This window comes from Haladaptatus sp. AB643, assembly GCF_024136975.1.
GTDB lineage: Archaea > Halobacteriota > Halobacteria > Halobacteriales > Haladaptataceae > Haladaptatus.
This window is the reverse complement of sequence record NZ_JAMYJW010000002.1, coordinates 389927-416181: the sequence shown is the minus strand read 5'-3', so window position 1 is coordinate 416181 and position 26255 is coordinate 389927. Positions and strand designations below refer to the sequence as shown.

Annotated in this window: 20 protein-coding genes; 11 read left to right on the top strand and 9 right to left on the bottom strand. The window is 59.1% G+C overall.

What is annotated here, in order from left to right:
• Window positions 1–469: 469 nt before the first annotated feature.
• From NKF25_RS06710 to NKF25_RS06690, 5 genes are all read left to right on the top strand, one after another.
• Window positions 470–1627, top strand: coding sequence for an ABC transporter ATP-binding protein (locus tag NKF25_RS06710; protein ID WP_253225925.1), 1158 nt, complete (start codon window positions 470–472; stop codon window positions 1625–1627).
• Between the two features lie 202 nt (window positions 1628–1829).
• Entirely contained in the window at window positions 1830–3212 is a 1383-nt protein-coding gene (locus tag NKF25_RS06705) for an extracellular solute-binding protein (RefSeq protein WP_253225924.1), read from the top strand.
• A 6-nt stretch (window positions 3213–3218) separates the two neighbouring features.
• On the top strand, window positions 3219–4205 hold the full coding sequence (locus tag NKF25_RS06700; protein ID WP_253225923.1) for a sugar ABC transporter permease: 987 nt from the start codon (window positions 3219–3221) through the stop codon (window positions 4203–4205).
• Window position 4206: 1 nt separating this feature from the next.
• Window positions 4207–5127: a carbohydrate ABC transporter permease gene (locus NKF25_RS06695; protein WP_253225922.1), complete on the top strand. Its 921-nt coding sequence runs from the start codon at window positions 4207–4209 to the stop codon at window positions 5125–5127.
• 106 nt (window positions 5128–5233) lie between these two features.
• Window positions 5234–6328, top strand: a complete 1095-nt coding sequence (locus tag NKF25_RS06690) for a Gfo/Idh/MocA family oxidoreductase (protein ID WP_253225921.1) — start codon at window positions 5234–5236, stop codon at window positions 6326–6328.
• A 177-nt stretch (window positions 6329–6505) separates the two neighbouring features.
• Here NKF25_RS06690 and NKF25_RS06685 read toward each other — a convergent pair whose 3' ends face one another.
• Together NKF25_RS06685 and NKF25_RS06680 are read right to left on the bottom strand one after the other, a co-directional pair.
• Complete coding sequence (locus NKF25_RS06685) at window positions 6506–6865, bottom strand: hypothetical protein (RefSeq protein ID WP_303647124.1); 360 nt, start codon at window positions 6863–6865, stop codon at window positions 6506–6508.
• A 105-nt stretch (window positions 6866–6970) separates the two neighbouring features.
• Complete coding sequence (locus NKF25_RS06680; protein ID WP_253225989.1) at window positions 6971–9229, bottom strand: glycoside hydrolase family 3 N-terminal domain-containing protein; 2259 nt, start codon at window positions 9227–9229, stop codon at window positions 6971–6973.
• A 1783-nt stretch (window positions 9230–11012) separates the two neighbouring features.
• Here NKF25_RS06680 and NKF25_RS06675 point away from each other — a divergent pair.
• Window positions 11013–11672: a ThuA domain-containing protein gene (locus NKF25_RS06675; RefSeq protein ID WP_253225920.1), complete on the top strand. Its 660-nt coding sequence runs from the start codon at window positions 11013–11015 to the stop codon at window positions 11670–11672.
• A gap of 6 nt (window positions 11673–11678) precedes the next feature.
• On the opposite strand, the gene NKF25_RS06670 is transcribed toward NKF25_RS06675, so the two are convergent.
• Both NKF25_RS06670 and NKF25_RS06665 read right to left on the bottom strand, forming a co-directional pair.
• The gene (locus tag NKF25_RS06670) at window positions 11679–13679 is read right to left on the bottom strand and encodes a beta-galactosidase (RefSeq protein WP_253225919.1); all 2001 of its coding nucleotides are present in this window, start codon (window positions 13677–13679) and stop codon (window positions 11679–11681) included.
• A gap of 81 nt (window positions 13680–13760) precedes the next feature.
• Window positions 13761–14456 (bottom strand): hypothetical protein, encoded by a 696-nt coding sequence (locus tag NKF25_RS06665; RefSeq protein WP_066147273.1) that lies wholly within the window; start codon window positions 14454–14456, stop codon window positions 13761–13763.
• A 280-nt stretch (window positions 14457–14736) separates the two neighbouring features.
• On the opposite strand from NKF25_RS06665, the gene NKF25_RS06660 reads away from it, so the two are divergent.
• The 3 genes from NKF25_RS06660 (at window position 14737) to NKF25_RS06650 (ending at window position 18104) form a co-directional block, all read left to right on the top strand.
• Window positions 14737–15504, top strand: coding sequence for a sugar ABC transporter permease (locus NKF25_RS06660; RefSeq protein WP_253225918.1), 768 nt, complete (start codon window positions 14737–14739; stop codon window positions 15502–15504).
• Window positions 15505–15516: 12 nt separating this feature from the next.
• Window positions 15517–16389 (top strand): carbohydrate ABC transporter permease, encoded by an 873-nt coding sequence (locus NKF25_RS06655; protein ID WP_253225917.1) that lies wholly within the window; start codon window positions 15517–15519, stop codon window positions 16387–16389.
• A 68-nt stretch (window positions 16390–16457) separates the two neighbouring features.
• Window positions 16458–18104: a TCP-1/cpn60 chaperonin family protein gene (locus tag NKF25_RS06650; protein ID WP_253225916.1), complete on the top strand. Its 1647-nt coding sequence runs from the start codon at window positions 16458–16460 to the stop codon at window positions 18102–18104.
• Between the two features lie 116 nt (window positions 18105–18220).
• Here the strand turns inward: NKF25_RS06650 and ugpC are convergent, their stop codons facing one another.
• The 4 genes from ugpC to NKF25_RS06630 form a co-directional block, all read right to left on the bottom strand.
• The gene (ugpC, locus tag NKF25_RS06645; RefSeq protein WP_253225915.1) at window positions 18221–19375 is read right to left on the bottom strand and encodes a sn-glycerol-3-phosphate ABC transporter ATP-binding protein UgpC; all 1155 of its coding nucleotides are present in this window, start codon (window positions 19373–19375) and stop codon (window positions 18221–18223) included.
• A gap of 195 nt (window positions 19376–19570) precedes the next feature.
• Window positions 19571–21133, bottom strand: a complete 1563-nt coding sequence (locus tag NKF25_RS06640) for an extracellular solute-binding protein (RefSeq protein WP_253225914.1) — start codon at window positions 21131–21133, stop codon at window positions 19571–19573.
• 96 nt (window positions 21134–21229) lie between these two features.
• The gene (locus tag NKF25_RS06635) at window positions 21230–21991 is read right to left on the bottom strand and encodes a TIM barrel protein (protein ID WP_253225913.1); all 762 of its coding nucleotides are present in this window, start codon (window positions 21989–21991) and stop codon (window positions 21230–21232) included.
• A 3-nt stretch (window positions 21992–21994) separates the two neighbouring features.
• Entirely contained in the window at window positions 21995–23107 is a 1113-nt protein-coding gene (locus tag NKF25_RS06630; RefSeq protein ID WP_253225912.1) for a Gfo/Idh/MocA family oxidoreductase, read from the bottom strand.
• 132 nt (window positions 23108–23239) lie between these two features.
• Between NKF25_RS06630 and NKF25_RS06625 the strand changes: the two genes are divergently transcribed.
• Both NKF25_RS06625 and NKF25_RS06620 read left to right on the top strand, forming a co-directional pair.
• Window positions 23240–24202, top strand: coding sequence for a sugar phosphate isomerase/epimerase (locus NKF25_RS06625; RefSeq protein ID WP_253225911.1), 963 nt, complete (start codon window positions 23240–23242; stop codon window positions 24200–24202).
• A 3-nt stretch (window positions 24203–24205) separates the two neighbouring features.
• The gene (locus NKF25_RS06620) at window positions 24206–25342 is read left to right on the top strand and encodes a Gfo/Idh/MocA family oxidoreductase (RefSeq protein WP_253225910.1); all 1137 of its coding nucleotides are present in this window, start codon (window positions 24206–24208) and stop codon (window positions 25340–25342) included.
• A 56-nt stretch (window positions 25343–25398) separates the two neighbouring features.
• On the opposite strand, the gene NKF25_RS06615 is transcribed toward NKF25_RS06620, so the two are convergent.
• Window positions 25399–26154 (bottom strand): IclR family transcriptional regulator, encoded by a 756-nt coding sequence (locus tag NKF25_RS06615; protein ID WP_253225909.1) that lies wholly within the window; start codon window positions 26152–26154, stop codon window positions 25399–25401.
• Window positions 26155–26255: the final 101 nt, after the last annotated feature.

Sequence of the window (26255 nt, the reverse complement as noted above, 5' to 3'; positions counted from 1 at the left end):
GCAGGGATCTGTGATGAGATCATCCGAACAGTGCGGTCCCGCTCATCAACGGACGTTCTACCGGGGATGGCGACACGATTTCCAGGTCGTTCCATGATGGCCCCGCGTTCTGTATTTCACCCGAGGTACTGTCGATGGCGAATTCGACGTGCCGGAACGAACGAGGTCGACTCCATCCGTTGGTTATCAGATACCTTTACAGACATAGGACCGTTCGTGATTGAGAGAGGGGTGAATAGTCCATCAAAATCGAATATAATCATCGATCGGCCGAAAATCGCCACCCAACAGTGTTTTTACGATGAGAGGGCCGGACGAACGCGACGGGCAGTCTGTTCCGTATTTCAGAACAAGTTCATTGCGAGTGCTTTTACAGGTGGTTCGTGCGAGCCGCGACGTTCGAACAATGGCGGATGAAATCGGATGTTACGGAAGATATAAATGAGCGAACGGGAAACATGCTGGTCGTATGGGATCGCTTCGCTTGAGTCATGTGACCAAACGGTACGACGACGTTGTCGCGGTCAACGATATGAACCTCGACATCGAGGACAGTGAGTTCATCTCGCTGGTCGGACCGTCTGGTTGTGGAAAATCGACGACGCTAAAGATGATCGGCGGACTGACGAAGCCGTCGGACGGGAACATCCTGATCGATGACGAGGACGTCACGAACGACCCGCCGAAGGACCGCGGATTGGCGATGGTGTTCCAGAACATCGCCCTGTTTCCGCATATGAACGTCTACGACAACATGAGCTACGGCCTCCGGATACGCGGGACCACGAAGGACGAAATCGACCAACGGGTCGATGAAGCCGCGGAAACGCTCAAACTGGAGGGGATGCTCGAACGGATGCCGAGCGAACTGTCCGGGGGACAGCGCCAACGTGTCGCGATCGGCCGCGCCATCGTTCGGGAACCGGAGGTGTTCCTCATGGACGAACCGCTGGCGAACCTCGACGCGAAGCTCCGCGTTCACATGCGAACCGAGCTACAACGTATTCAGCGCAAGTTCAACGTGACGACCATCTACGTGACACACGATCAGGAGGAGGCGATGACCATGTCGGACCGCGTTGCCATCATCAACGAGGGGGAACTCCAGCAGATCGCACCGCCGTTGGAGTGTTATCACGAACCCGAGAACCGGTTCGTCGCCGGATTCATCGGGTCGCCCAGCATGAACTTCATCGAGGGGACGGTCCACGAGGGCCAGTTCCGGTCCGAAAAGTTCGACCTCGACCTTCGTGACTTCGAGTGTGATGGGACCGAAAACGTCACCGTCGGTATCAGACCCGAGGACGTCTATTTGGCCGATTCGAAACCGGTCGACGGGAGCAAGACGATTCGAGCGACCGTGGACGTTACCGAACCGATCGGCGAGAAGGTCTTCGTCTATCTGTACACACGGGGCGAGGAGAGCACCGAAACGGAACTGTCCGAACTCGACGGGACGGAGGGGAGTCGCTCGCAGTTCCTGATGAGCGCGCCGCCGGACACGGAGATTTCGGAGGGGGACGAGATCGACATCGTCCTTGACCGCCGGAGCATTCATCTGTTCGATACGGAGACAGGTGAGGCGATCGTCCACGGCGCTGAATCGGAACCGGCCCCGGTACCGTAACCAGAGAGACACGATAGCAGGTGTTCGCAGAGGTGTCACGGCCGCTTAGTCGTGACTTTTCCCGCGGCGTACATCACAATTGATGGAAATGTATATATACTTCTAGTTTAGAGCAATGGGTATGCCTAGCAAGCATCGGCCAGACACTGATATTGATAGATCTGCGGACAGGTCAGTCGATCGGCGAACGTTCGTCAAAGCTGTGAGCGCTGGGGGCGTCGCGACCGGTTTAGCCGGGTGTTCCGGTTTCGGCGGCAGTAGCTCGGGGTCGAACGGCGGAAACACGCTTCGAATCACCGCCCATACCGAGTGGCGGAACAACGAGAAGAAGATCGTCAAGGCGCTTCACGACGCCGGTTTTCCGGACGACATCGATATCAAGATGATCAGCGCCGGGCAGACGACCGACGAAATGCAGACCAAATATCGGCAGTGGCTCTCCGCCGACCGGCCGGACCCTGACCTGATGGTGTTCGACTGCGGATGGACGACGCCGTTCATCGTTCGTGGACAACTGAAGAAGCTCGACGACGTGCTTCCGAAGAAGGTGAAGAACAAGGTCGAGAACGACTACTTCCAACAGAGCGTCAAGTCGGCGCGGTCGAACGACGGGAGCCTCTACGGGGTTCCGCTGTACACCGACTTGCCGACGATCCAGTATCGGAAGGACTTGGTGAAGAAGGCCGGGTACGACTGGACGCAGTACAAGACCAAGCCGATGTCGTGGAAGCAGTTCTCCAACGAGATGGCCGACGTTTTCGAACAATCCGACGTGAAATACGGCTTCAACTGGCAGGCCGCGTCCGAGATTCAACTCGCCTGCTGTGTGTTCAACGAGTTCCTGAGTTCGTGGGGTGGCGCGTACTTCGGCAACCCGGAAAAGAACCTCTACAAGGTCGGTGATCGCCCGGTTACGGTCGACGAGAAACCGGTCATCGACTCGCTGAAGATGGCGCGGACGTTCATTCACGGGACCGACGCATCGGACACGATGGACGGATACGGCGCGAAGATCACGTCCTCGGAAGCCTCGCAGTGGGGCCTGTCGCCGTCCATGCGGCCGTTCACGCAGGGCAACGCGGTCGCGCTTCGTAACTGGCCGTACTCCATCGCCATCAACGGCGCGGACGACGCCCTCGGGGAGAAGATGGGCGTGATGCCGATTCCGTACGGAGTCAAGCCGAACGACGCGAAGTATCCCGGAACCGGCGGTTCCATCGCCGCACTCGGCGGCTGGAACTACTCGATGAACCCGAACACGGAGAACGAGGACGCGTGTGTCGAGTTCTTCAAGGCGATGTCCACCAAATCGTTCCAACTCGACAACTTCCAGATCGCGGGCCACATCCCGCCGGTCTCGAAGACGCTGAAGAACGCGACCGACGTCCCAGTGATGGGCCGGTACGTCGATACCCTCGCGTACACCGGTCAACACACGCTGGCTCGTCCGGCGACCGTCATCTGGCCGGAGCAGTCACAGGCTGTGGCCCAGAAGGCGAACGCCGTCATCATGGGCAACGTCGGTGCGCAGAAGGGGATGGATCAATTGAAATCACAGCTTCAAAAGCTCGAAAAGAAGGTGTAGAAGCGAATGGCAACAGACGAATCCACGACCTCGAATCGCCGCTGGCGGTTCGGACCGGGTATCGCCGTCCTGAACCGCATCGAGCGGCTGAGCGAGACGCAGTTCGTGTATCTGATGCTCGTGCCGCTGTTGTTGCTGCTCGGGACGATGGCCATTTGGCCGCTCATCTACACGGCCAACATCTCGCTGCACGCCGACAGCATCACGACGTCGAATCCCGTCGGGAAGTTCGTCGGCTTGAAGAACTACGCCGACCTGCTCACCGGTCAGTCGGACGTCATCCTGCAACGGCCGTTCTTCGACCTGAGCCAGCCGTTCAAAAGCGCCATCCCGGTGACGATACTGTTCACCGTCGGTGCCATCGTCGTCGAGACGATTCTCGGGTTCGCGATGGCGCTCGTGCTGGACCAGCAGTTCCGCGGTCGACGGTGGGTCCGGGTCGGACTCATCGTCCCGTGGGCGGTTCCCATCGTCATCCAGGGAATGATCTTCTACCTGATGTTCCAGCCGTCCATCGGGTTCGCGGTCGAACCGCTCCAACACCTGGGGATCATCTCGTCGTCACCGCTGGCGACGAGCCACGACTCCCTGCTGATAACCATCGTCGCGGACATCTGGAAACAGTCGGCGTTCATGGCACTGCTCATCCTCGCCGGGTTGCAGAGCATCGACCGCTCGCTGTATCAGGTAGCGAAGATTTCGGGGGCATCGAAGTGGCAGCAGTTCCGGACCATCACGTTCCCGTTGGTGCTGCCGACGCTCCTCGTGGCGCTCCTGTTCCGGACCATCGCCGCGGTCAAGGTGTACGGGACGATCGAGACCATCTCCAGTTGTAACACGGTTCCGTCGATGAGCTGTCTGGTCGTTTCGATGTGGAACGCCAGCCGATACGGCTCCGCGGCGGCGATAGCGTTCATCATCGCGGCGGCGATAGGGATGCTGTTGATCGTGTACCTGATCCAATTCAACAAACAAGAGAGTATGGGGCTGTAACATGTCTGGAATCAATTCGGACGACGAAGCCAACGTGGTCGAACGGTTCGCACAGTATTCGATAGAGCATCCGAACGCGGTGTACAGGGTCGTCATGGCGGTCGCCATCGGGTTCTTCCTGCTCATGTCGCTGTTCCCGTTCTACTGGTTGCTCGTCATCGCGCTCACGCCGAACCGCGCCATCGCGAACATGGGGCTCCTGCCGAAGGGGTTCAACCCCGGCGTCTTCATCGACATCTTTCGGGTGATACCGTTCCACCTCTACATGTTGAACAGCCTCATCATCGCCGGACTGACCACGATCATCGTGTTGCTCATCGGTAGTTTGGCGGGATACGTCTTCGGCAGGTACGACTTCCGCGGACGCACCCCGCTGATGCTGGTCGTCCTGGTAATCTCGTACTTCCCGCCGGTGACGTTCCTCATCCCGCTCTTCCGCCTGTTCAACGGGAAGGTGGACATCCTCGGGCTCTCGTATCCCGAACTGTACAACACGCCGTGGGCAGTGGTGATGCCGCTGAGCGCGCTCACGCTGCCGCTCATCATCTTCCTGCTCTCGACGTTCTACAGCCAAATTCCGGACGGGTTGGAGGACGCCGCGCGGATCGAGGGGTCAACACGGCTCGGTGCGTTGTTCCGCATCATCGTCCCGCTCTCGGCACCCGGCGTCGCCACGGCGGGCATCCTGACGTTCATCATCGTCTACAACGAGTTCTTCTTCTCGTATCTGATGGTGAACGGTGCCGTTGAGAACTGGGCACCCGTGCTGCACGGTATCTTCCAGTTCCAGGGCACCCAGTCGGTCGCGTACAACATGATGGCCGCCGCGAGCATCGTCGGCGTCATTCCGATGGCCATCATCGTGCTCATCGCACAGGACCGCATCGTGAGCGGCCTCACGCAGGGCGCGCTCAAGGGATAGCTCGACCCCCCTGTTTTTGGGGTCTCGGTCTCGGAAAATCCAACCGGGCGGCCGGATAGACAAGAGTTATTAGCACCCGGTAACCTTTTGTAGTCGATTGGTAACAATGACCTATCGAGTCATACAAGTCGGTACCGGCGGACAGGGCGCACACTGGTGTTCGACGTTCCTCCGCGAGAATGTGGACGACGGACTCATCGAAGTCGTCGGAGCAGTCGATATCGATCCGGAGCAACACGAGAACGCGATGGAGCACCTCGGATTGGACGAATCACAGTGTTACACGGACGTGGAGGAGGCGTTCGCGGAAGTCGATGCGGACTTCTGTACGGTCGTCATCCCGCCGTGGCTTCACGAGGACGTGGTCGATGCGGCCATCGAACACGACCTCGACATCCTGAGCGAGAAACCCATCGCCGACACCCTCGAAGCGTCCGTTCGGATTGCCGAGAAGGTCCGGCGAGCGGGAGTGCAGATGGGAATCACGATGAGCCATCGGTTCGACCAGGACAAAACGTCGCTCAGACGACACATTCAGGGCGAGGAAGCGGGACCGCTCGACTACATCGTCGGGCGATTCACCTGCAATGCCCGGTCGTACGGGACGTGGGGCGCGTTCCGTCACGAGATGGAGGACGTGTTGATGATCGAGGGAGCGGTACACCAACTCGACTTCATCGCCGACATGGCCGGAAGCGATTGCAAGACGATATACGCCGATACGTGGTGTCCCGACTGGGCCGAGTACGAGGGCGACGTCCAGGCGCTCGTCCAACTCCAGTTCGAGAACGGCACGCGGGCGACGTGGGAGGGTGCGAAGGCCAACGCCGTCGGGTTGAACGGCTGGAAGAGCGATTACGTCCGCGCCGAATGTCGGGACGAGACGCTCGTCCTCGACGACCGGGAACTGGTCCGGTACCCGTACGACCCCGAGGGCGAACAGGTGGTCGGCGGTCGGACGGCCGACCCCGAACCCGTGACGCTCGACGAACAGGAAAAGTGGAGCAACACGTGGCTCGTCGAGCAGTTCGTTGAATGGCTCGACGGCGGCGAACCGATGGCGACGAACGTCGAGGACAACCTCCAGTCGATGGCGCTGATCGAGGCGGCGATGCAGAGCAGTCGAACCGGCGAACCGGTCGAGGTTCAATCGCTGCTGGAGGACACGCGAGCGTCGGTCGAGGCGGAGCTATCCGACTGAACGCGATACCTGACGACGGGTTTCGAGGAATACAGCACCGAGTGGGAAGATATTTTTGGCGACGTTGACGTGTTCTACAACCTCGGTCCGAATGCGATTCACGCCGATCCATCCATCGCTGCGCTCGAAGCAGGGACCGTCCGTTCTCTGCGAGAAACCGCTCGCACACACGCTGTCCTACGCGGAATGGGTGCAGAATGCGGCCCGAGAATTCGACGCAGCCGCTGGCATCGAATTGGGCACTTCCACGAGGAGGTTCGCGAGTCTCCCGGTTTCGTCCATGGGCGATTTGATTTCAGGTTCCGCAACCACGTAGAGTTCCATCGATTTCCGGATGTGGCCGCCGACTTCGAGGAACTTCAACCCCAGTTGGTACTTGTCCACACCCTTCACGTTGTAGCCGTGTTTTCCGAGTGTTGTCTGGTGGTTGTGAACCATGTTTTTCCCCCTGTTCGATCCGCCAGCAAGGCAGGTCACACCACACGAGCCTCGCCACATCAACTCCTCGGCCAGTGCGAGCGTTTTTGGTGTTTGCATCGGATATTTGCATCCATATCAACGTAGCTCGTACATTCATTCGGCATATCCATTCCGGATACTGGAACAGGAATTTGAACATCCATTTCGAAGTGATATACCGCGCTACTCCACGGTTTCGACTCGTGTCGTCGTGAAGTACGTTCGACCGGCTGCCGGTACTTCTTTCGTCGCAGTCACGTCGAACGCCGCCGTGGAGACGATGTCGCTCGCCGACCGACCGACGCGGAGTTCGTAGGGACCTTCTTCGACGGCGAGATTCATGTCACGGTCGTGGAACGCGAGTTGTGAGGCGTCGATTTCGAAGGTGACGCGTTTCGACTCGCCGGTGTCAAGCGACACCCGTTCGAACCCAATCAGTTCTTGGACCGGCCGGGCCTGACTCGGAGCCTCCGCGCTCGCGTACAACTGGACGACTTCGTGTCCGTCGCGGTTGCCCGCGTTACGGACTGCAACTTCAGCGCTCATCCGTCCGGCCGGGGCGAGCGCGTCCGTCGACAGCGATAGGTCGCCGTATTCGAAGTCGGTGTAGCTTAACCCGTGGCCGAACGGATACAGCGGTTCGCTTCCCACGTATACGTGTTCCTCGTTCGCGGTGTTAGGTTTCCGGTTGTAGTAAACCGGCAGTTGACCGACTGACCGTGGAAGGGAGACGGGGAGACGGCCGCCGGGATTGTATTCACCAAACATCACTTCGGCGATTCCCTCGCCGCCGTGTTCGCCAGGAAGCCACGCATAAAGAAGCGCGGGCGCTTCCTCGGCGATCCACTCGAGAGAGTGGGGTTTCCCGCTCACGACGACGACTGCCAGCGGCGTCCCAGTCTCGTGGACACGTTCGACGAGTTCCTGTTGCACGCCGGGGAGACCCAAATCGACCACATCGCAGCCTTCACCGCTGGTCGGGACGCTGGGGAGGTCGGCTTGCTTCTCGTTCAAGTCTGTGAAGTCGACGGCGGAGCGTGCGCCAACGAACGCGACGGCGACGTCGGCGGCTTCGGCCGCCTCGGCCGCCGAATCGAAGTTATCAGTCGAGGACCCGGTCGTTGTACACCCCTGCTCGTATCGAACATCGAATCCAGCTTGCTGGCCGCGTGCCTGGATGGCGTCGAGGGGAGTCGTGGCATCGAGGTTGACCTCCTCCGTGGGATAGTGGGCCGGATACGCGTAATCACCCATGAGTTCCTGTGCGTTGTCGGCTTTCGGCCCGACGATGGCCACGGCGTCCAGTCTCCCGGCGTCGAAGGGAAGGACGTCGCCCTCGTTCTTCAGGAGGGTCATCGATTCCCGAGCGGCACGAGTGGTGAGATTTCTCGCGTTCTCGGTGTTGAACGGGTCGGCGGCGGCGGCGACGTCAACGGTCGGATCGTCGAGGAGCCCCTTCTTGGCCTTCGCACGGAGCACCCGCCGAACCGCCGTGTCCACCGTCGCTTCGGCCACGTCCCCATCTTCGACAGCGTTCACGAGATGCTCGCCGTAGCAGTCCGTATAGGGGAGTTCGACATCGATACCGGCCTCAACCGCCATCACCCCCGCCGCTTGCTCAGACGCCGCGACGCCGTGCTCGCTTCGCAGGAATTCGACGCTGTAGTAGTCAGAGACGACCGTCCCGTCGAACCCCCACTCGCCGCGGAGAACGTCCGTTAGCAACCACTCGTCGCTCGCGCATGGGATGCCGTCGATGTCGTGGTAGGCGTTCATCACGGATTCAGCGTCGGCCGTTTTGATGACAGCCTCGAACGGGAACAGATGGGTTTCCCAAAGTTCCCGGCGTCCGACGTTGACAGAACTGCGATTTTTTCCGCCTTCTCCGGCCCCGTGGCCGGCGAAGTGTTTGAGCGTCGCCGAGATTCCGTCACCGTCGCCTTGGAGGCCGTTCACGTACCCGCAGGCCATCGCCGCGACTAAGTACGGATCCTCGCCGAACGTCTCCTCAACGCGTCCCCACCGAGAATCTCGTGCGACGTCGAGGACCGGAGAAAGCGCGTGTTTCGTACCGATGGCCGCCAATTGACGACGAATCGTGACCGTGATTTCCTCGACGAGCGATGGCGACCACGTACTCGCCATCCCGATCATCTGGGGGAACGTTGTCCCCCCCGGACCCATGTATCCGGACAGACACTCCTCGTGGGGAATCGCGGGGATGCCGAGTCGAGTCTCGTCTCTGAGAAAAGCTTGAAGTTCGTTCGTCCGTTTCGCGGCCTTCCGTGGCGGAAGGCTTCCCTCTCCCCCGAGTCTCGTCAGGTGACCGATTCCGTTTTCGAGGTGTTCCTCCATCGCCTCCCGATCGTGTGTCGCGTCGTCATTGAGCAGTTTGTTTGCGTTTACCGAGCCGAGCTGTGCGACTTTCTCCTCTACGGTCATTTCATCGAGGAGTTCCTCTATCCTCTGCTTGTCGGCGATACGACGCGATCCAGGATCCGGTCCAGTTTGCATCACATAGGCCTTGCAATCACATCTATTAATAGTTTGGACGGATGCATGAAGAACATTTCGTCTCACCGAAAAGTTTCGTGTAGCAATTTATTCTCCGTATCAGAACCCAACGAACGAACGGAACCCACCGAGTCGAAGACAAAAGAGTCGAAGAACGCCGAACTCGTCGTCACACCGTTGGCACTGTAACTCTGGTTCGAACCGCGATACGAGACCGCTATCCCATCGTATGGGGGCTCTCACCAACGAAACCCCAGATACGTTCCCTAATACGGAAACGTCTTTCCGAGACGTGACCGACGAATGCGCACCTTCGGCGTCGGTACCCGTACCCCCGTTTCCCGCCGTAGATGGGCTAATATAGAATACTAACCTCCCAGACCAAAATCGAGATTGCGAACCCATTCGTGACGCTATGAAGAACGTGACAGTCCGATTTGATACTGTCGCCAACACTCACGACGTCTTACGATCCGAGTATATTCGTGATCACATGTCGGACTATATTTGATGGAGACATATTCGTGTGATACCTGACCTAAACCTACAGTGAGGTGACTCGTGAGGTAACTTACTAGCGTTTCTAGCGCCTTGAAGCATCCTTACTCTTGTTCAGCGAACGAAGTAGTATGCAGGGGAGGGTAACGTAACCCATAGCAGTTCGACTCAATGACTAGCAATAAATGCGCAAAATAGCGTTCCAAGTTCGTACCCCTTGATCCCATCTCCACAAATTGGATCAGCGTTCCACTCGATTATCCGATCTACTTCAGCAGACCCATTACATAGATATGTCTGTAATGGTTGCAGAGATTGTCGCACCTAGCGCTGTCGGAACCAGTCTCCGTTGCCAATCGAGTGATTTCGGTATGGGGTCCATTTGCAACATCTGTGACTCCTGCTCCCGACCGCATCAAGTAATTGATGACCCCAAACGCTGACTGTAGCTATTTGAGTAGCTTTGTATTCACACCGGACATAACTTACCGTGTAAATTGTACCTACAAATACGTTCCACCTCGACGAGAGAGATGGCGACCACCTGCAAGAGTTCGTCTCCTATCTTGGGCGACACAACCGTCTCCCCGAGACGCTGGGTCTGCTCATGAGAACCGCGCTCGTACCGCTAGAGTCGTTCACCCACTCCTATGGCGCCCTCGTGCCATCGATATCGGCGCATCGCCGATTCGTGAACGATACCGTCTGAGCGACCATCGGATCGGTTCCGGAAGATGACTGGTGCCGAGTCCGGTGTAGTTTGTTCTGTATCAAGGACTAAAAGAAAAACGGTCGCCACCCGGAGTCTACTATCGTTTGCCGTCAAAGGTGCAGTTCGGAAACCAACATTTATCTGATAGAAGTCAGGGAAGAACGTCGCACCGTCACTCGATTCCCGTCCTCGGCTTAATTCGATGAAAGAAAGACAAACTATTCTCTATTACAAAACGAAAAGTAAATCAACGTAGCGAATCAATTTATATTGACTGTTCGGAGATTTTTAAGGATAACGTTAAACACATAGGTAAAAGGAAAGAATGCGAAACAGAGAGCACGTCAACGAGTACCATTCGTCCCGTAACGTGAGGATGAACTGGCATCTCGATGTTTTCCCCTGTTCTACAATACAGAACGCCACAGTCAACGAAGGACGGTTGAGTAGATTACCACAATCGACCGAAGCTTTATGCTCCCGTCTCCGTAGATGGAAGTCATGACCGATCAGACCAGCGTGCTTCTCATCGGGGAGAACACGTTTCCCTTCCACGAATTTGATGAGATGGCACCACGTATCGAGAATGCTCTCGGGGACAACGTTGCCGTGACTCGAACGACGGATCGAAATGCCCTGCGCAGCCTCGACGACTACGACGTCCTTGCCGACTACCTCACCGACAGCACCTTTACCAGCGCTCAGCGAGACGGTCTCACCTCTTTCGTCGCGGACGGTGGCGGTTATCTTGGGATACACTGTGCCGCGGACATCACCAGTACCCACGACGGGTCCGGTGGCATCGACCACCGGGACGAACCGTTCCCAGAACTCCGGGAGTTGCTTGGCGGGCACTTTATCGGGCATCCGGAGCAATCGACGTTTCGCGTCGATATCGTCGACATCGATCACCCAGTCACTGAGGGGGTCGAGGATTTCGAAGTGTTCGATGAGCCGTACACAGTCGATTACGACGAGGACGCGATACGCGTGCTCGCCCGGATGGACCACCCCGACCTAGACGACTATCCGGTCGCGTGGGTACGGCCGGTCGGCAACGGAAATGTTTGCTACGTCTCACTCGGACACACCGCCGAGGCATTCGAAAACCCGCAGTACAGACGCCTCCTTCGAAACGCTGTCCGATGGGTGAGCGCCTGACCGCGTCTACTTTTCTACCGATACATTGGCGGGAGTCCCCTCGACCACGAGCAGATCGTAGCCGGGAACGGTCTCCTCGCCTAACTGAATGACCGCATCGCCGACATCGACGTCTATCGGTTCGCTGCCGTAATTGAACACCCACGTCAGATCGCCACGATGGGCGACCCGGACGTGATCCGGGAGCGGGTTGGCTGCGTGTATGACGTTGGCCCGCGTGAGCACGTCGGAGACGAGGGCGTCCGCGAGGTTGTCGTCCGGCCAGATTCCAACGTAAGCGACCGACCCAGGTTCGACTTCACGCACAGTGATGGCCGTACGGCCTTCGCCAATCCCGGTCGCGTACTGCCCTACGATCTTCGCGTCGTCGGCGTCGATCCACTCCGCCCACGTTCGATATCCGTACCGTTCACCCCGATACGAGAGGCAGGCGTCGGACGAGTCCGCTGGGACGCTCTCGTGCTGATCGACGCGAACACCCGCGAGGTCGGCGAGTGGTCCCGGTGGTCGCGTGGCATGAAGCTTGTTATGCAGGTCCTTCTCTCCCGAACGAATCGTGAACAACAGGTGACCACCACTCTCGACGTAGCGTCGGAAGGTCGATACGACCTCGTCTCCGACGAGGTGCAGCGATGGGGCGAGGACCGCATCGTAGTCTTCGAAATCGGCGCCAGTCGGAAGTACGTCGACTTGTACGCCGCGACCGCGAAGCGCGTGGTAGTACGTGTGGAGGTGGTTCCAATAGTCGAAATCGGGCGACATCGCCTGTTCGTCGAGCGCCCAGAGGCTTTCGTAGTCGAGGACGAGCGCGACGGGAGCGGTGACAGAACCCTGGTCGAGATCGGCGAGTTCTGCCGCCGTCGTCGTCGCGTCGTGATATCCGCGGTCGGCGGTCCCGTTCCGCTTTCGAAGCCCGGCGTGATACTGCTCCTGTCCCTCCAGACACCGTCGCCACCTGAAGTAGGAGACGACGTCGGCACCGTGAGCGACCGCGTGGTGTGCCCAGAGACGCATCGCACCCTCTGCCGGTTGGGTGGTCTCGGGCGGCCAATTGATCGACCCCGGTTGCTGCTCCATCACCCAGAAGTTCCCAGGCGCGGCGCAGCGATAGCGGTCGTGATTGAATCCGATCTGGTCCGGGTTTCCGACCCGAAGTTCGTCCGCATCGGCCGGGTCGTCGCCGGCGATTTGGGGGAATCCAGTTGGATATGAATCCCATGCGGCGAAGTCGAGATCGTCGCCGACGTCGTAGGGGTCTAACTGGCCGAAGTCGAACATGAAGTTGTGGGTAACGAACCAGTCGTCGTTCGCCTCCCGAAGTCGATCCGCTTGCGATCGGTTGTAGGATACGACGCTCGCGCTCGCGAAGCGGTGGTAGTCGAGCACCCGTCCCGGATGGTGATCGGTGACCGTGTGGCGCGGCGGATCGATCTCTTCGAAATCAGTGTGATGCTGGCTCCAGAACGTCGTCCCCCACGACTCGTTCAGCGTGTCGATACCGCCGTACTTCTCACGCAGCCAAGTCCGAAAGGCCGTCGCACAGTCGTCGCAGTAACACCGGATGGTGTCGTGGCAGCCGTACTCGTTGTCAGTCTGCCAACCGACGACCGCTGGATGGTCGGCGAAGTGTTCGGCGAGGACGGTAACGATGCGGTCGGTCTGCTCTCGATAAGCCTCCGAGTTGAAGCAGTAGTGTCGCCGACTGCCGAAATGGCGAGCATCCCCGTCCGGTTCCTCCTGAAGGATGTCCGGGTGCTTGTCGACCAACCATTTGGGTGGCGTCGCCGTGGGGGTACATAGTACCGCTTTCATTCCATGCTCGTGCACGAGATCGACCGCGGTTTCGAGCCACTCGAAGTCAAGTTCGCCGGGTCGCGGTTCGAGTCTCGACCAGGAGAACTCGCCCATGCGGACGTATTCGATTCCCGCCTCGGCCATCTGCTCGACATCGGTGGTCCACCGTTCGCGGGGCCAGTGTTCCGGAAAATAACACACGCCTATCGACATACCTTCGTGTGTCGTGGAAACCATTATCAAGCTGTCGGTGGCATCGAACGGCGCTCGTTCTCGACTCCGGCTTCTCGCCGATCACGTCATCGAGGTAAATACGATGAAGGCGATGGTCGTCGGAAGCAACGCCAGCGTGCTTCGAATCCGACCGAGACTGTAGCGTCGTGCGAGCACTGGTCGAAGGAATAGCGCACAGAGAAGCCATCCGCTGATCCGGAGCAGTCGTACGATTTGCATCTGCTGTGTGCTCCGGATGTTCATCCGTACTTCCATGATCTTCGGTGCCATCTGTGAGACGTTACCGCCGGAAACAGCGGCAATGCCGACGTCCGAGCCGGAAATCGTGAGCGCGAGAACGGATGCGACCACGAAAATCGGGACGAACACCACGGAGAGGTACCCACCGACTTTGAACGTGGTAACGTCGAGACTTCGATTGGAGGCGATCAACCCGGCGATTGCACCGATCGTTCCGAAGAAGAAGAACAGCAACAACAGCGTCTGGAAACCCGTGTAGATAAAGTTGAGGACGAACGCCGACAGCAGCGACTGAAACGGCTCACCACCCTTCATCACTCCCGGTTCGATGAGGTACGTAAATCCGCTCCGAAAGAGGACGTGGGCGAACACACCGATCGCGGGCGCCGTCCAGCCGTAATATTCGATGGATTCGACCGCCTCGCCGAAGTCATCCGCGTCGAGGAAGGCCCGCCACGCGTCGGTGGTCGAATCAACCCTGGCGCGCCAGGCCCCGTATGCAGTTTCGAACGCCATGCAACGTTCAATTTCACCGAGCTGTCAAGAGTGTTTCGACGATACACCAAGACGTTCGGTACCAAAATATTATTACCATCCGGGGAATGTAGTGAGACGAAGTAGCATGGTGAAATACTATCAGTTACGGAATCAGTTTCTCAACCGAGTTTCGCTACCCCGAAAGTATCGTCACCTCCTGTCGAAGGAGAGCGTTTGGGGTTGGTTATTTCTCGTTCCGACCCTGGTCTCACTCGGTCTGGTAAGCGTCTATCCAGTCATCCGTGCGGCATACCTGAGCATGAACGAGTACAACGGAATCACCCCGCCGACGTGGGTCGGCCCGGCACACTACGTGAAGATACTGTCGGGGTGGCCGGAGTTCTGGCAGGTGTTGCTCAACACCGTCTCGTGGGCGTTCGGCTCAATCATCATCATGCTCATCGTCGGGATGGGATTCGCCGTCCTTCTCAACCGCGAATTTCGAGGGCGAAACGTCGTTCAGGGGTTACTTCTGCTACCGTGGGCGATGCCGTACATCGCCGTGGCACTGAACTTCCAGTGGATGTATAACTACAATCTCGGGGTGTTCAACGGCCTCTTACGGTTGGTCGGTCTCGGCGCGATTCCGTGGATCGGGAGTTCGAAGTTCGCGTTGTTTTCGGCCATGCTCGGCTGGGTGTGGCGAAACTTCCCGTTCTTCATGATTAGCTTCCTCGCCGCAATGAAGGCGATCCCCGATTCGCTGTACGAGGCGGCGCTCGTCGACGGCTCCACCCGATGGGAGCTGTTCCGCCACATTACACTTCCGTACCTACAGCCGGTTATCATCGTGACGACGCTGCTGATGAGTCTGTGGACGTTCAACAATTTCACCATGATATTCGTGCTGACGAGCGGCGGGCCGGGGATGTCGTCGATGGTGCTCCCGGTGTACGTATACAACAACGCGTTCCTGTCGAACTCCGTCGGGTTGGCAAGCGCCATCGGAATGGTCATGATGTTCATCATGCTCGGGTACGGACTGGTATACCTCCAGCTCTACCGGCAGGACATCGGTCAGGTGTGAGGTGAACACGATATGGCAACTAAATCACCGCAATCGAACTCGTCATTCCTGAACGACTCGGTACTCAAAACGATCGGATTCCACGCGTTCGTGTGGAGCCTCACGCTCATCGTTCTGTTCCCCATCATCTGGATGGTCATCACGTCGGTGAACGTGACGACCGTCGAGGAGCTAACGCGAATCGGTATCACAGGGTGGCTAAGCGGGGTGAGCCTGAACAACTACATGACGATGCTGAATCAGACGACGTTTCTCACGTGGTTCATCAACAGCGCCATCGTCTCGCTGGCGTCCACGCTCATCAGCATCGTCGTCTGTATCTTCGGAGCATACAGCATTGGGCGGTTGCGATTCCGCGGTCGAAAGGTGGTCGCAACGTTCCTCCTCATCACGCAGATGTTCCCGTACGTAGTCATCGTCATCCCGCTGTTCCTCGTCTTCCGTGACCTCGGGCTGTTCAACACGCTCACAGGCCTCGTCATCGCGTACATCGCCTTCACGTTACCGTTTACTACGTGGATGTTGCGGGGATTCTACGAGAACCTCCCCGCCCAATTAGAAGAAGCGGCGATGGTCGACGGCAGTACCCGCATCGGGGCGGTCATCAGTGTCATTCTCCCGCTGTCCGCGCCCGCCATTGCGACGACGTTCATCTTCGGGTGGATTTTGGCGTGGAACGAGTTTCTCTTCGCGCTCGTGCTCATCAACGACCCGACCAAGAAGACGCTGCCGCCGGGAATCGGTTCATGGATCGGACAGAACACGGTCAACTGGGGGCTCATCATGGCCGGTTCGACGGCCGTCAGTTTGCCGCTCCTCCTGCTATTCGTCTTCCTGCAACGCTACCTCGTCGAGGGACTGGCAGAAGGTGCCGTCAAGTCGTAACGGACGACCGTGGGAAAACGACACGAATTTTCACAAAAGTAAAGGCCGGTGGATCTGTTCTATTTCCTATGGAGCAATCACCTACTTCCCCATCCGGTCAGATCTCCGGATACACTCATTTCGACCGGTCCGAAACGAGCGAAATCATCAGAACCGCGGCCGAGGAGATGGGGAGCCTCGTCCGAAGCACGCTCGGACCGTCTGGCCTCGACAAACTCGTCGTTCGCCGACAGCAAGACGACGAGATTCGCGGACTCGCGAGCAACGATGGGATTTCCATCATCGAGGAGTTCGAGGGGGAGACGAACCATCCGGTCGCACAACATTTCATCGAAACGGCGGAAGCACAGGAGGACAACTTCGGGGACGGGACGACGACCACGATACTGCTGACGAGCGAAATGATCACTGCCGGACTCGACCTCGTCGCCGAGGGTGTTTCCCCGACGACCGTCATCGAGGGGTTCTCCATCGCCGCCCAGCGGACGCTCGAAGTCTGGGATGACTCCAGCGTCTCATTAGCGTCGTCAAACGGTGCATCGCTCGACCGCGATCTCCTTCGGAACGTGGCGATAACCGGGATGACGAACGGGAGTACGAAATCCTGGTCGCTGCACGGCCTCGCCGATCCCGTCGTGGAAGCTGTCCTCCGTGTGTCGAACCCGCAAACGGGTTCGGTGGACCTCTCGTTCGTCCGAACGGAGGCGATGCCGGGCGGGGGTGTTGCCGATTCGTCCCTCGTGCCCGGTGCATTCCTTCCCCAGGAACCGTACTGGGGAACCAGCGAACTGCCGGTCGAGGGATCGGCGCTGCTGGTCGGCGGTGACGTGGCACCCAGAGATCAGGCGTTCCAAGGCAACGTAACGGCGGACACGGACGGATTCGACGGTGTACGGACCGTAGACACACGTCGGTTCGACGACATCGTGGCCGCGATTTGCGCGACGGGCGCGGTTGCCGTCTTCGCGAGCGGGGATATTCACCGCGATATCGCCCAAGAGCTGGGTAGCCGTGGCGTGCTCACGGTGCAAAACGTGAAGGATTCGCGCATCGAGTTCCTCGCCCGTGCGACTGGAGCACCGGTATCGACGCCGCTCGTTTCGGCCGACGTGGTGGAAGCCGAAGCGACGGCACCCGTGCACATCGACCAACGGTTCGACCAGCAGGACGAGAGCTGGTTGGCAGTGACGGCGACCGGCCGGAATGTCCCCGAAGCGGTGTCGTTCGTCGTCCGCGGCGGCAGCGACTCCGTCGCCCGCGAAGCCGAGCGGCGGGTCAAGGACGGACTGAACGCCGTTCGCGCGGCGGTGATGCGCCCGGAAGCGCTTCCCGGCGGCGGGGCGGCGGAAATCGCCGCGGCAGTGGCGCTCCGCGACTTCGCACCGAGCGTCACCGGACGGGCACAGCTTGCAGTCGAAGCGTTCGCGGACGCGATAGAAACGATACCGCTCACGCTGGCTCGCAACGCCGGTCGCGATGCGCTCGGTACCGTGCTCGACCTCCGGAGCCGTCACGCCACTGGGAGTGGACGAGCAGGGATCACGTCGAACGGAGTCGTCGTCGACGACGTGATTGACCACGGCGCGTTCGACCCGCAACTCGTTCGGACCAGCGGATTCGTTCGTGCCGTCGAGTTCACGAACAGCTATCTCCGCATTGACGGCATCCTCTACAACGCGAACCCCGGCAGTCCGGTCGACGGGGCATCATCGTGACTCGGAAGAAGGGTCGATGGTTGCGAGACCGGAATTGCTTACGAATACCGGTGTAGCCGTCGAGTTGTAGGTCCCCGTCTGGTCGGCAGTGAGCGTCGTCCGTTTTCCATAAACAGCTATCGAACCGGTGGGTCTTCCCGCTGCGTCCGCCCCTCGACAAGGAGGTTGTCGCCCGTCTCCTCGTCAAACAGGTGAATGTCGTCAACTTCGAAGGTGATGTGCACCTCATCGCCGACATCGGGATTCACGTCGGGCGGAACGAACATCACGTATTCCCGTTCTTCGTCCACGTCCACCTCCATCGCCGACGGCTCAAAGTACAGAAGGTTGTCCCTGCCGAGCGGTTCGACCAGCTCGACGGTGACCGCACTCGCGTTCCGGTGGGACGATTCGCACAGTTCGAGGTCTTCCGGTCGGATGCCGAGGACGAACCGGTTCGAGGCGGTGCGTTCGGCCTTCCTGGCGATATCGTCCGATAAGACGTGGTCGATCTGGCCCGTGAACCGGGAGACACCTTGTCGGTCCTCGACGATTCCGTTGAAGATGTTCATGCTCGGACTCCCGATGAACTGGGCCACAAACAGGTTCGTAGGGTCGTTGTATACCTCCCGTGGGCTGCCCACCTGTTGGAGCTCACCGTGGTTCAGGATGGCGATTCGGTCCGACATCGTCATCGCCTCCTCTTGGTCGTGCGTGACGTAGATGGTGGTCGTCCCGAGTTCCTGCTGGATGCGGTTGAGTTCTGTCCGCATATGTTTGCGGAGCTTGGCGTCGAGGTTCGACAGCGGTTCGTCGAAGAGAAACACCTCGGGTTCGCGGACGATAGCGCGTCCCGTCGCCACGCGTTGTTTCTGTCCGCCGGACAGCTGACGGGGTTTATTGTCGAGGAGTTCCGGGATGCCAAGCAGATCGGCCGTCTCCTCTACGCGTCGGTTAATTTCCCCCTTATCGAGCGTCGTCGAACGCTTGAGCCCGAACGCGAGGTTTTCACGCACGCTGAGGTGCGGATACAGTGCGTAGTTCTGGAACACCATCGCGATATCCCGGTCACGAGGCGGGAGAAAATTCACGACTTCGTCGTCGATGGATATCTCCCCAGCCGTTATCTCTTCAAGCCCGGCGAGCATCCGGAGCGTCGTCGATTTGCCCGAACCGCTCGGCCCGACTAACGTCAGGAATTCTCCGTCGGCGACCTCGAGTTCGAAATTATCGACGGCAACCGTTTTGCTGCCGTAGACCTTTTGAACGGAATCGAAAACTATTCGTCCCATATACCATGTTAATAGGGAACAGTTGTCTATAAAAATATTCCGTCGTTATCGACGGGAATTTCCCATCAGATACACCTCTCCGAACCGAGAAATCGTCGTTTCAGTGGATCGGATGGCGGAGGTTATCGATCCGGACCGGACCTGACGGGACTCATGGATATGGTGTCTGGAACGGCGAGTGTATCCACCATGGCGTCATTCGTAGGGATTCCAGATCTTCGGCGTGTTGTTGGAACCGGTGATCCAATCCTGTACCTCCTTCGGGGCATCGTCGAGGCTCGGTTTCTCGGACTTGCTCTTGAGCGTGTAGTCTAGCTTCTTGTTCGCCTCGTTCCGAACGTTGTTGGCCATGCCGACCAACGCTTCCTTCGGATCCTTATTCGAGCCCAGGATGGCTGAAATCGCTTGGCTATATCCGGTCGTCGAACCTTCGACCGACCCGAGGAACGGCGTGTCCTGTCCGCCACCGTAGACGCCGTATCGCCGAGTCTCCTGTGCTTGGGTGACGAACGCGTCAAGCCAGTCGTCGGGAAGCTTCGTCGGATTCTTCGTGAATAGGTCCATCTGCTCCTGACTCTTCCGTACCGGCATGAAGACGGGTGCGGACGCCGCGAAGTAGTCGGACTGGTTGTCCGGTTGCATCATGTACTTCACGAACTCGTTCGAGAGGTCCCCGACATCGTGTTTGGAGACGTCATTGGTGAACGGGCTGAGACAGGAACCGCCGCGGAACGACCACTGTTTGCCCAACGGTCCCTCGGGCATCGGCTGGATACCCACGTTATCCCGAAGGCCGGCGTGTTCCTTCGTCCGGGCGAGACGCGCGTCCTCCGCGCCGAGGTGCGCCATCCCGGCGTCTCGCTCCCGGAAAAACTTGTCCGTCGCGCTCGAATCCTGGCTCGTCCAACCATCGGCCGTGAGATTCCACGCCTTCTTCAGGCTAGCGTAGAACAGGTGGCCGAACAGGGATCCGGCCGAATCGAGTTCCACCTGCCACTTCTCCTCCTTCTTGCTGTAGAACTTCCCGCCCGCGTTTGCGGTGTACGCGAACGTGTGTTGACCGGTCGTGAAGTCGCGAGCGCCGGGTTCGATGTACCCCGGATTTCCGGTTTCCTTGACCACGTCTTTCCCGATTTTAACGAGTTCCTTCCAGTCCTTCGGCGGTTTGCTGTGACCCGCCTTTTCGAGGAGGTCCTTCCGATAGTACATCGGTCGCGTCTCGACGAACCACGGGACGCCCCACTTCTTGTCGTCCCAACTGGCCCACGCTTCCATTGGCCCGTACCAGTCGTCGTACGAATCGTAAATGTCCGTGACGGGTGCCGTCGCACCGAGACTTCCGAAGTTCACGGCGTGTTCGTTGGCCATCTCCGAGACGTTCGGCGTCGTTCGTCCCTGAATGGACGCGTTCCACTTCGGGAACACCTGATTCCACACGATGACGTTCGTCGAGACGTTGACCGGCGAATCCGAGTATTTTTCGAAGCCCTTGGCGGCCTGCTTGATGTTCTTCGTCACTTCAGGGATGTATCCGCGCATCGTCCAGAAGATGAAGTCCTTTTCACCCTTCGTTTTGCTATTACCGCCGCTACCGCCGAACTGTTCAGTACATCCGGACAATCCGACTGCGGCACCGGCTGCACCCATGGATGCAGCAGTCTCCATGAAACCGCGCCGGGAGTAGCCATCCTCGTCGGAGGTACTGGTTACCGTCTCGTCAGTAGCGTCGTCGACCGATGAATCAGTTGCCTTCGGCATAGTGACACGGATTATCATTATTATAGGAGACAATAACCTTTTCGCTGAGGATGATTCACTTCATCAAACAGGCTTTCGGAGAAAAGCAAAAAAATGTTACCCGTTCAGGATAGCACGACAGTCGCTCACGGCCGCGGCGTCGTCACCTTCGGGGGAGAATTCGCACCCGATGTACCCGTCGTAACCCGCAGCGGCGAGCGTGGGGAGGATGTTACCGTAGTCGAGTTCCCCCGTTCCGGGTTCGTGTCGACCGGGAACGTCCGCGATGTGGACGTAACCGATATGGTCGAGGTGACTCGTCATGTTGGCGATGACGTTTCCTTCCGTGATCTGCTGATGGTACACGTCGAAGAGGAGTTTGACGTTCGAATCGCCGATCGTATCGACGATGTCGTATCCTTCCGCCGACGATTCGAGGAAGTAACCGGGGTGATCCACGGCCGTGTTCAACGGTTCGACGGCGAGCGTAACGCTCGCGTCGGCGGCGTCGGGGGCGACGCTCTCGAGAGAATCCACGATAGCATCTCGTTGAGTTGGGTGGTCGATATCCGCCTGTTCTTGTCCAACGGTGATAATGAGGGTCGAACAGCCGAGGCGTGCGGCCGTTTCGATGGAGTCGCGCATGGATCTGCGGGCCTCAGAGGTTCGGGTCGGGTCCGTCAACGGGACGTCGCTGCCGAGCATGGCTGCGACGTTCAGGTCGTGTTCGTCACACGCGTTGGCGACCGCATCGAGGTCCTTGTCGCGCCATCCCCAGAACTCCACCGCGTCCGCACCGGCCGCCGCGGCGAGACTGATTCGCTCCGTAAACGGTGCTCCTTTGAAGACCATCTCGACACAAACCGACAGTTCTGGCATCGGTCAATCCTCGGCCGGTTCCGGGGTGAGCGTTCCTTCTTCGATCAGCGCATCGAGTGGATTGTCCTCGATGTCGAGCGGCAACTCGACGCGGCCGTGTCGTCGTGACGATTCCCACGCGCCGAAGACGATTTCCGTCGCCTTGAGCGCGTTCTTCGCGTTCAGTTCGGAGGTGGAATCGTTCTCGACCGCTTCGACGACGTCGGCTATCGCACGGTCAATGAAGACTCGACCGAACTCCCGGGAATCGAGGCCGTGGAGACCCTCGCCGTCACAATCGACGTGTTCCCACTCGTCGTCCCCGTCGCGCTTGATGCGGAGGATCTGGTCGTCGGTTTCGTTGTTCGGGAAGCCGTGTCCGATTTCGACGGTGCCCTCGCTGCCCACAAGGCGGTTATGACAGTTGACCAGATCCGCTCCGATTCCGGTCGTCGCGAGTCCGTAGACGCCGTTCTCGTATCTCCAAGAGGTGAGCGTCTGGTTCTCGTTGTGAGCACCGAACCACAGGTCTTCGTCTCGGTAGTCGAGTTGGGAGATGACCCACTCGGCCCTCCCCTCGTCGTTGAAGTAGTTACAGAGGTCCACCGAGTGGGACCCGTAGTCGTAGATGTTGGGAGCCGCGCACTCGACCCGTTGGAGATCTCCGATTTCGCCTGCATCGAGCAATTCCTTGGCCCTTCGATATCCTCGGCCAAAGCGGCGTTGGTGATTGAACGTCAATTTGACGTCCTCCTCGTCACACACCTCTACCATTCGCTCGACGTTCGACCACGTCCGATCCATGGGTTTCTCGCAGTGTATTGCCTGTACCGCATCGCTCCGTGCGATGTCGGTCACGATGTCGGCGTGCGTTGGTGGGGGCGTACAGACACTAACAATGTCGGGTTCGACCGCGGTGACCATGTCGAGATACTCTTCGAACACACCGTCCGCTTCGATATCCCAGTACTCGGCGAACGCTTTTGCGTTGGGTTCGACGATGTCGGCACAGGCGACCAGCTCCGCTCCCGCGTGGTCGTACGCCGCGGCGTGACGATACGCCATCGCAAATCCTTGGTTGTTCTGTGTCTCCGGGTCCGGTCCGGTTCCGACGAACGCGCTAGTAATTGCTTTCATTGCCTCTGAATCACGTAAGGAGGTTACTCGAATTCAACAATAAAGTTTGTGATTTGGTAACTTGTATCTCTCCGATGGCGTTCGGGAGCGTGACAGCACAACGTATATGAATCGACAGTGTGATTCTCGATCATGGATGTTGGTGTCCTAACGGTCGCATTAGCGGAAGAATCGATAGAAGACACGTTCTCGTATCTCTCCGAACTCGGCGTCGGCGCGGTCGAACTCGCCTGTGGCGGGTTCGTCGGCGACGCACACCTACCGAAGGAGGAGTATCTGGACGACGAGGACGCACAGTCCGAACTGCAAGCGCTCCTCGACGAGAACGACCTGTACGTCTCGGCGTTGGCGACGCACAACAACCCGCTGCATCCCGTCAACGGCGACGAGGCGGACGCGGAACTCCGCGACGCGATTCGACTCGCGAGTCAACTCGGCGTGGACACTGTGACGACGTTTTCGGGGCTTCCGGCGGGCGGACCGGACGATTCGGTGCCGAACTGGATCACCGCGCCGTGGCCGGACGAGCACCACGAGGCACACGAGTACCAGTGGAACGAGGTGGCGATTCCGTACTGGCAGGAACTGGAATCGTTCGCGGACGACCACGGCGTGAACGTCGCCATCGAGATGCACCCGAACATGCTCGTCTACGAACCGCGCGGACTGCTCGAACTCCGCGAGGCGACGGGCGACCGCATCGGCGCGAACTTCGACCCGTCCCACCTGTTCTGGCAGGGTATCGACATCACCGACGCGATTCGACTGCTCGGCGAGCACGACGCCATCCACCACTTCCACGCCAAGGACACCGAGGTGTACGATGCGAACTCCCGCGAGAAAGGAGTGCTCGACACGACGCCGTACACGGACGAAATCGACCGTTCGTGGCTCTTCCGCTCCATCGGCTACGGCCACGGCGAGGAGTTCTGGAAGGACGTCGTCTCGACGCTGCGCATGGTCGAGTACGACGGCGCGCTCTCCATCGAACACGAGGACTCGCTCACGTCCGCGACGGAGGGAATGGAGAAAGCCGTGGACGTACTCGACCGGGCGGTCTTCGAATCGAATCCCGGCGACGCCTACTGGGCCTGAACCATGAGCGAACCACTCTCCGTCGGTGTCCTCGGCTATCGGTTCATGGGCAAAGCACACGCCAACGCCCTCGCCCGCTTGCCGATGTTCTTCCCGGACGCACCCGAAATCGAACGGCGCGTGCTCGTCGGGCGGGACGAGGCGGCGCTTTCGGACGCAGTGGACGAACTCGGCTTCGAGGGGTACGGCACCGACTGGCGGGAGGTCGTCGGGGACGTGGACGTCTTCTACAACCTCGGGCCGAACTCGATTCACGCCGACCCCACCATCGCCGCGCTCGAAGCGGGAACGTCGGTGTTCTGCGAGAAACCGCTCGCGCACACGCTGGATGACGCGGAGCGGATGCGGGACGCCGCCCGCGAGTCCGATGCGGTCGCGGGCATCGCGTTCAACTACCGATTCGTCCCCGCCGTCCGCTACGCGAAACGACTCATCGAGGATGGCGAACTCGGCGAGATTCGTCACGTCAGAGGGAGCTATCTCCAGGATTTCCTCGCCGACCCGGACGCGCCGTGGGCGTGGCGACTGGACGAGGAGGTCGCCGGAAGCGGCGCACTCGGCGACCTCGGCGCACACACCCTCGACCTCGCAGGATTCTTGGTCGGGGACCGAACCGGCGACATCGAGGATATCAGCGGTCGGCTCAGAACGTTCGTGGACGAGCGGCCGGTCGACGGGGAGGACGAAACACGTCCGGTCACGGTCGATGACGCCTACACGGCACACGCGACGTTCGAGAACGGCGCGGTCGGCACGTTCGAGGCGTCGCGCTTCGCCACCGGGCACAAGAACGACCACTCCCTCGAAATCAACGGCTCGGAGGGAAGTCTCCGGTTTTCCATCGAGCGGCCGAACGAACTGGAGTACCTCGGACCGGACGACAAGGGGTTCCAGACGGTCATGGTCACGGCGGACGAGGACCCGTATCTCGCACAGTGGTGGCCGGATGGGCACGTCCTCGGGTGGGAACACACGTTCGTCCACGAAAACTACGAGTTCCTCTCGACGGTTGCGAACGGTGGCGTGGACGATACCATATCGAGCGACGTACCGACGTTCGAGGACGGCTACCGCGTTCAGCGGTTGCTCTCAGCGATAGTGGAATCGGACGAACGCGGAGAATCGGTGGCGCTCGGCTGAGTCGGCGTGTACTAAGACATGGCCACCCACTTCGGTTCGACGACAATTTTTCGAACTCAGTAGTTGATGTTGAGTTCGATGACGTTCGCCGCGTTGAGCACGCGCTTAGACAGTTCACCGTGAAGGTCGTCGTCACTGACCCGACTCGCCGGAGCGGACACGCTGATGGCACCCAACACCTCGTTCGAGGAGGCTCTCACTGGTGCCGCGATGCAGCGGAGCCCTTCCAATCGTTCACCGTCGTCGATGGCGTATCCGCGGTTCCGGATGTTTTCGAGCGTCTCGTACAGTTCCTCCCGACTGCCTATACTCTGTGGCGTTACCCGCGGCAGTCCGTAGCGCTCGATAATTTCCTCGACGCGCTCCTCGGGAAGGTAGGCGAGAATTGCCTTCCCGAGACCCGTCGTATGGAGGTACGTTCGAAGTCCCGCGTGGGTGTCCAGATCGACGGCCTTCGCACCCTTGGCCCGCATCAGGTACACTCCCTTTCCCTGTTCTTCCACGAGGAGGTTGGCGAGTTCACTCGTCTCGTCGGCGAGCGATTTGATCTCCGGTTCCGCGACCTCGTAGAGTTCCATCGATTTCCGGATGTGACCACCGACTTCGAGGAACTTCAACCCGAGTCGGTACTCGTCGCCGGACTTGACGACGTAGCCGTGTTTTCGGAGCGTCGTCAGATGGTTGTGTACCATGCTCTTTCCCATTCCCGAACCCTCAGCGAGTTCCGTCACGCCACACGACCCCCGTTGCATCAACTCCTCGACCAACGTGAGGGTCTTTTCGGTGGTTTGTACCGGGTGTTTTGCGTCCATGTCAACAGAGGCCACACAATCATCCGTGATAAACATTCTGGATATCAGAACGCACGATGGACGAAACGTCTTCGATTCCAATATAAAAGCGAAGTGAACGA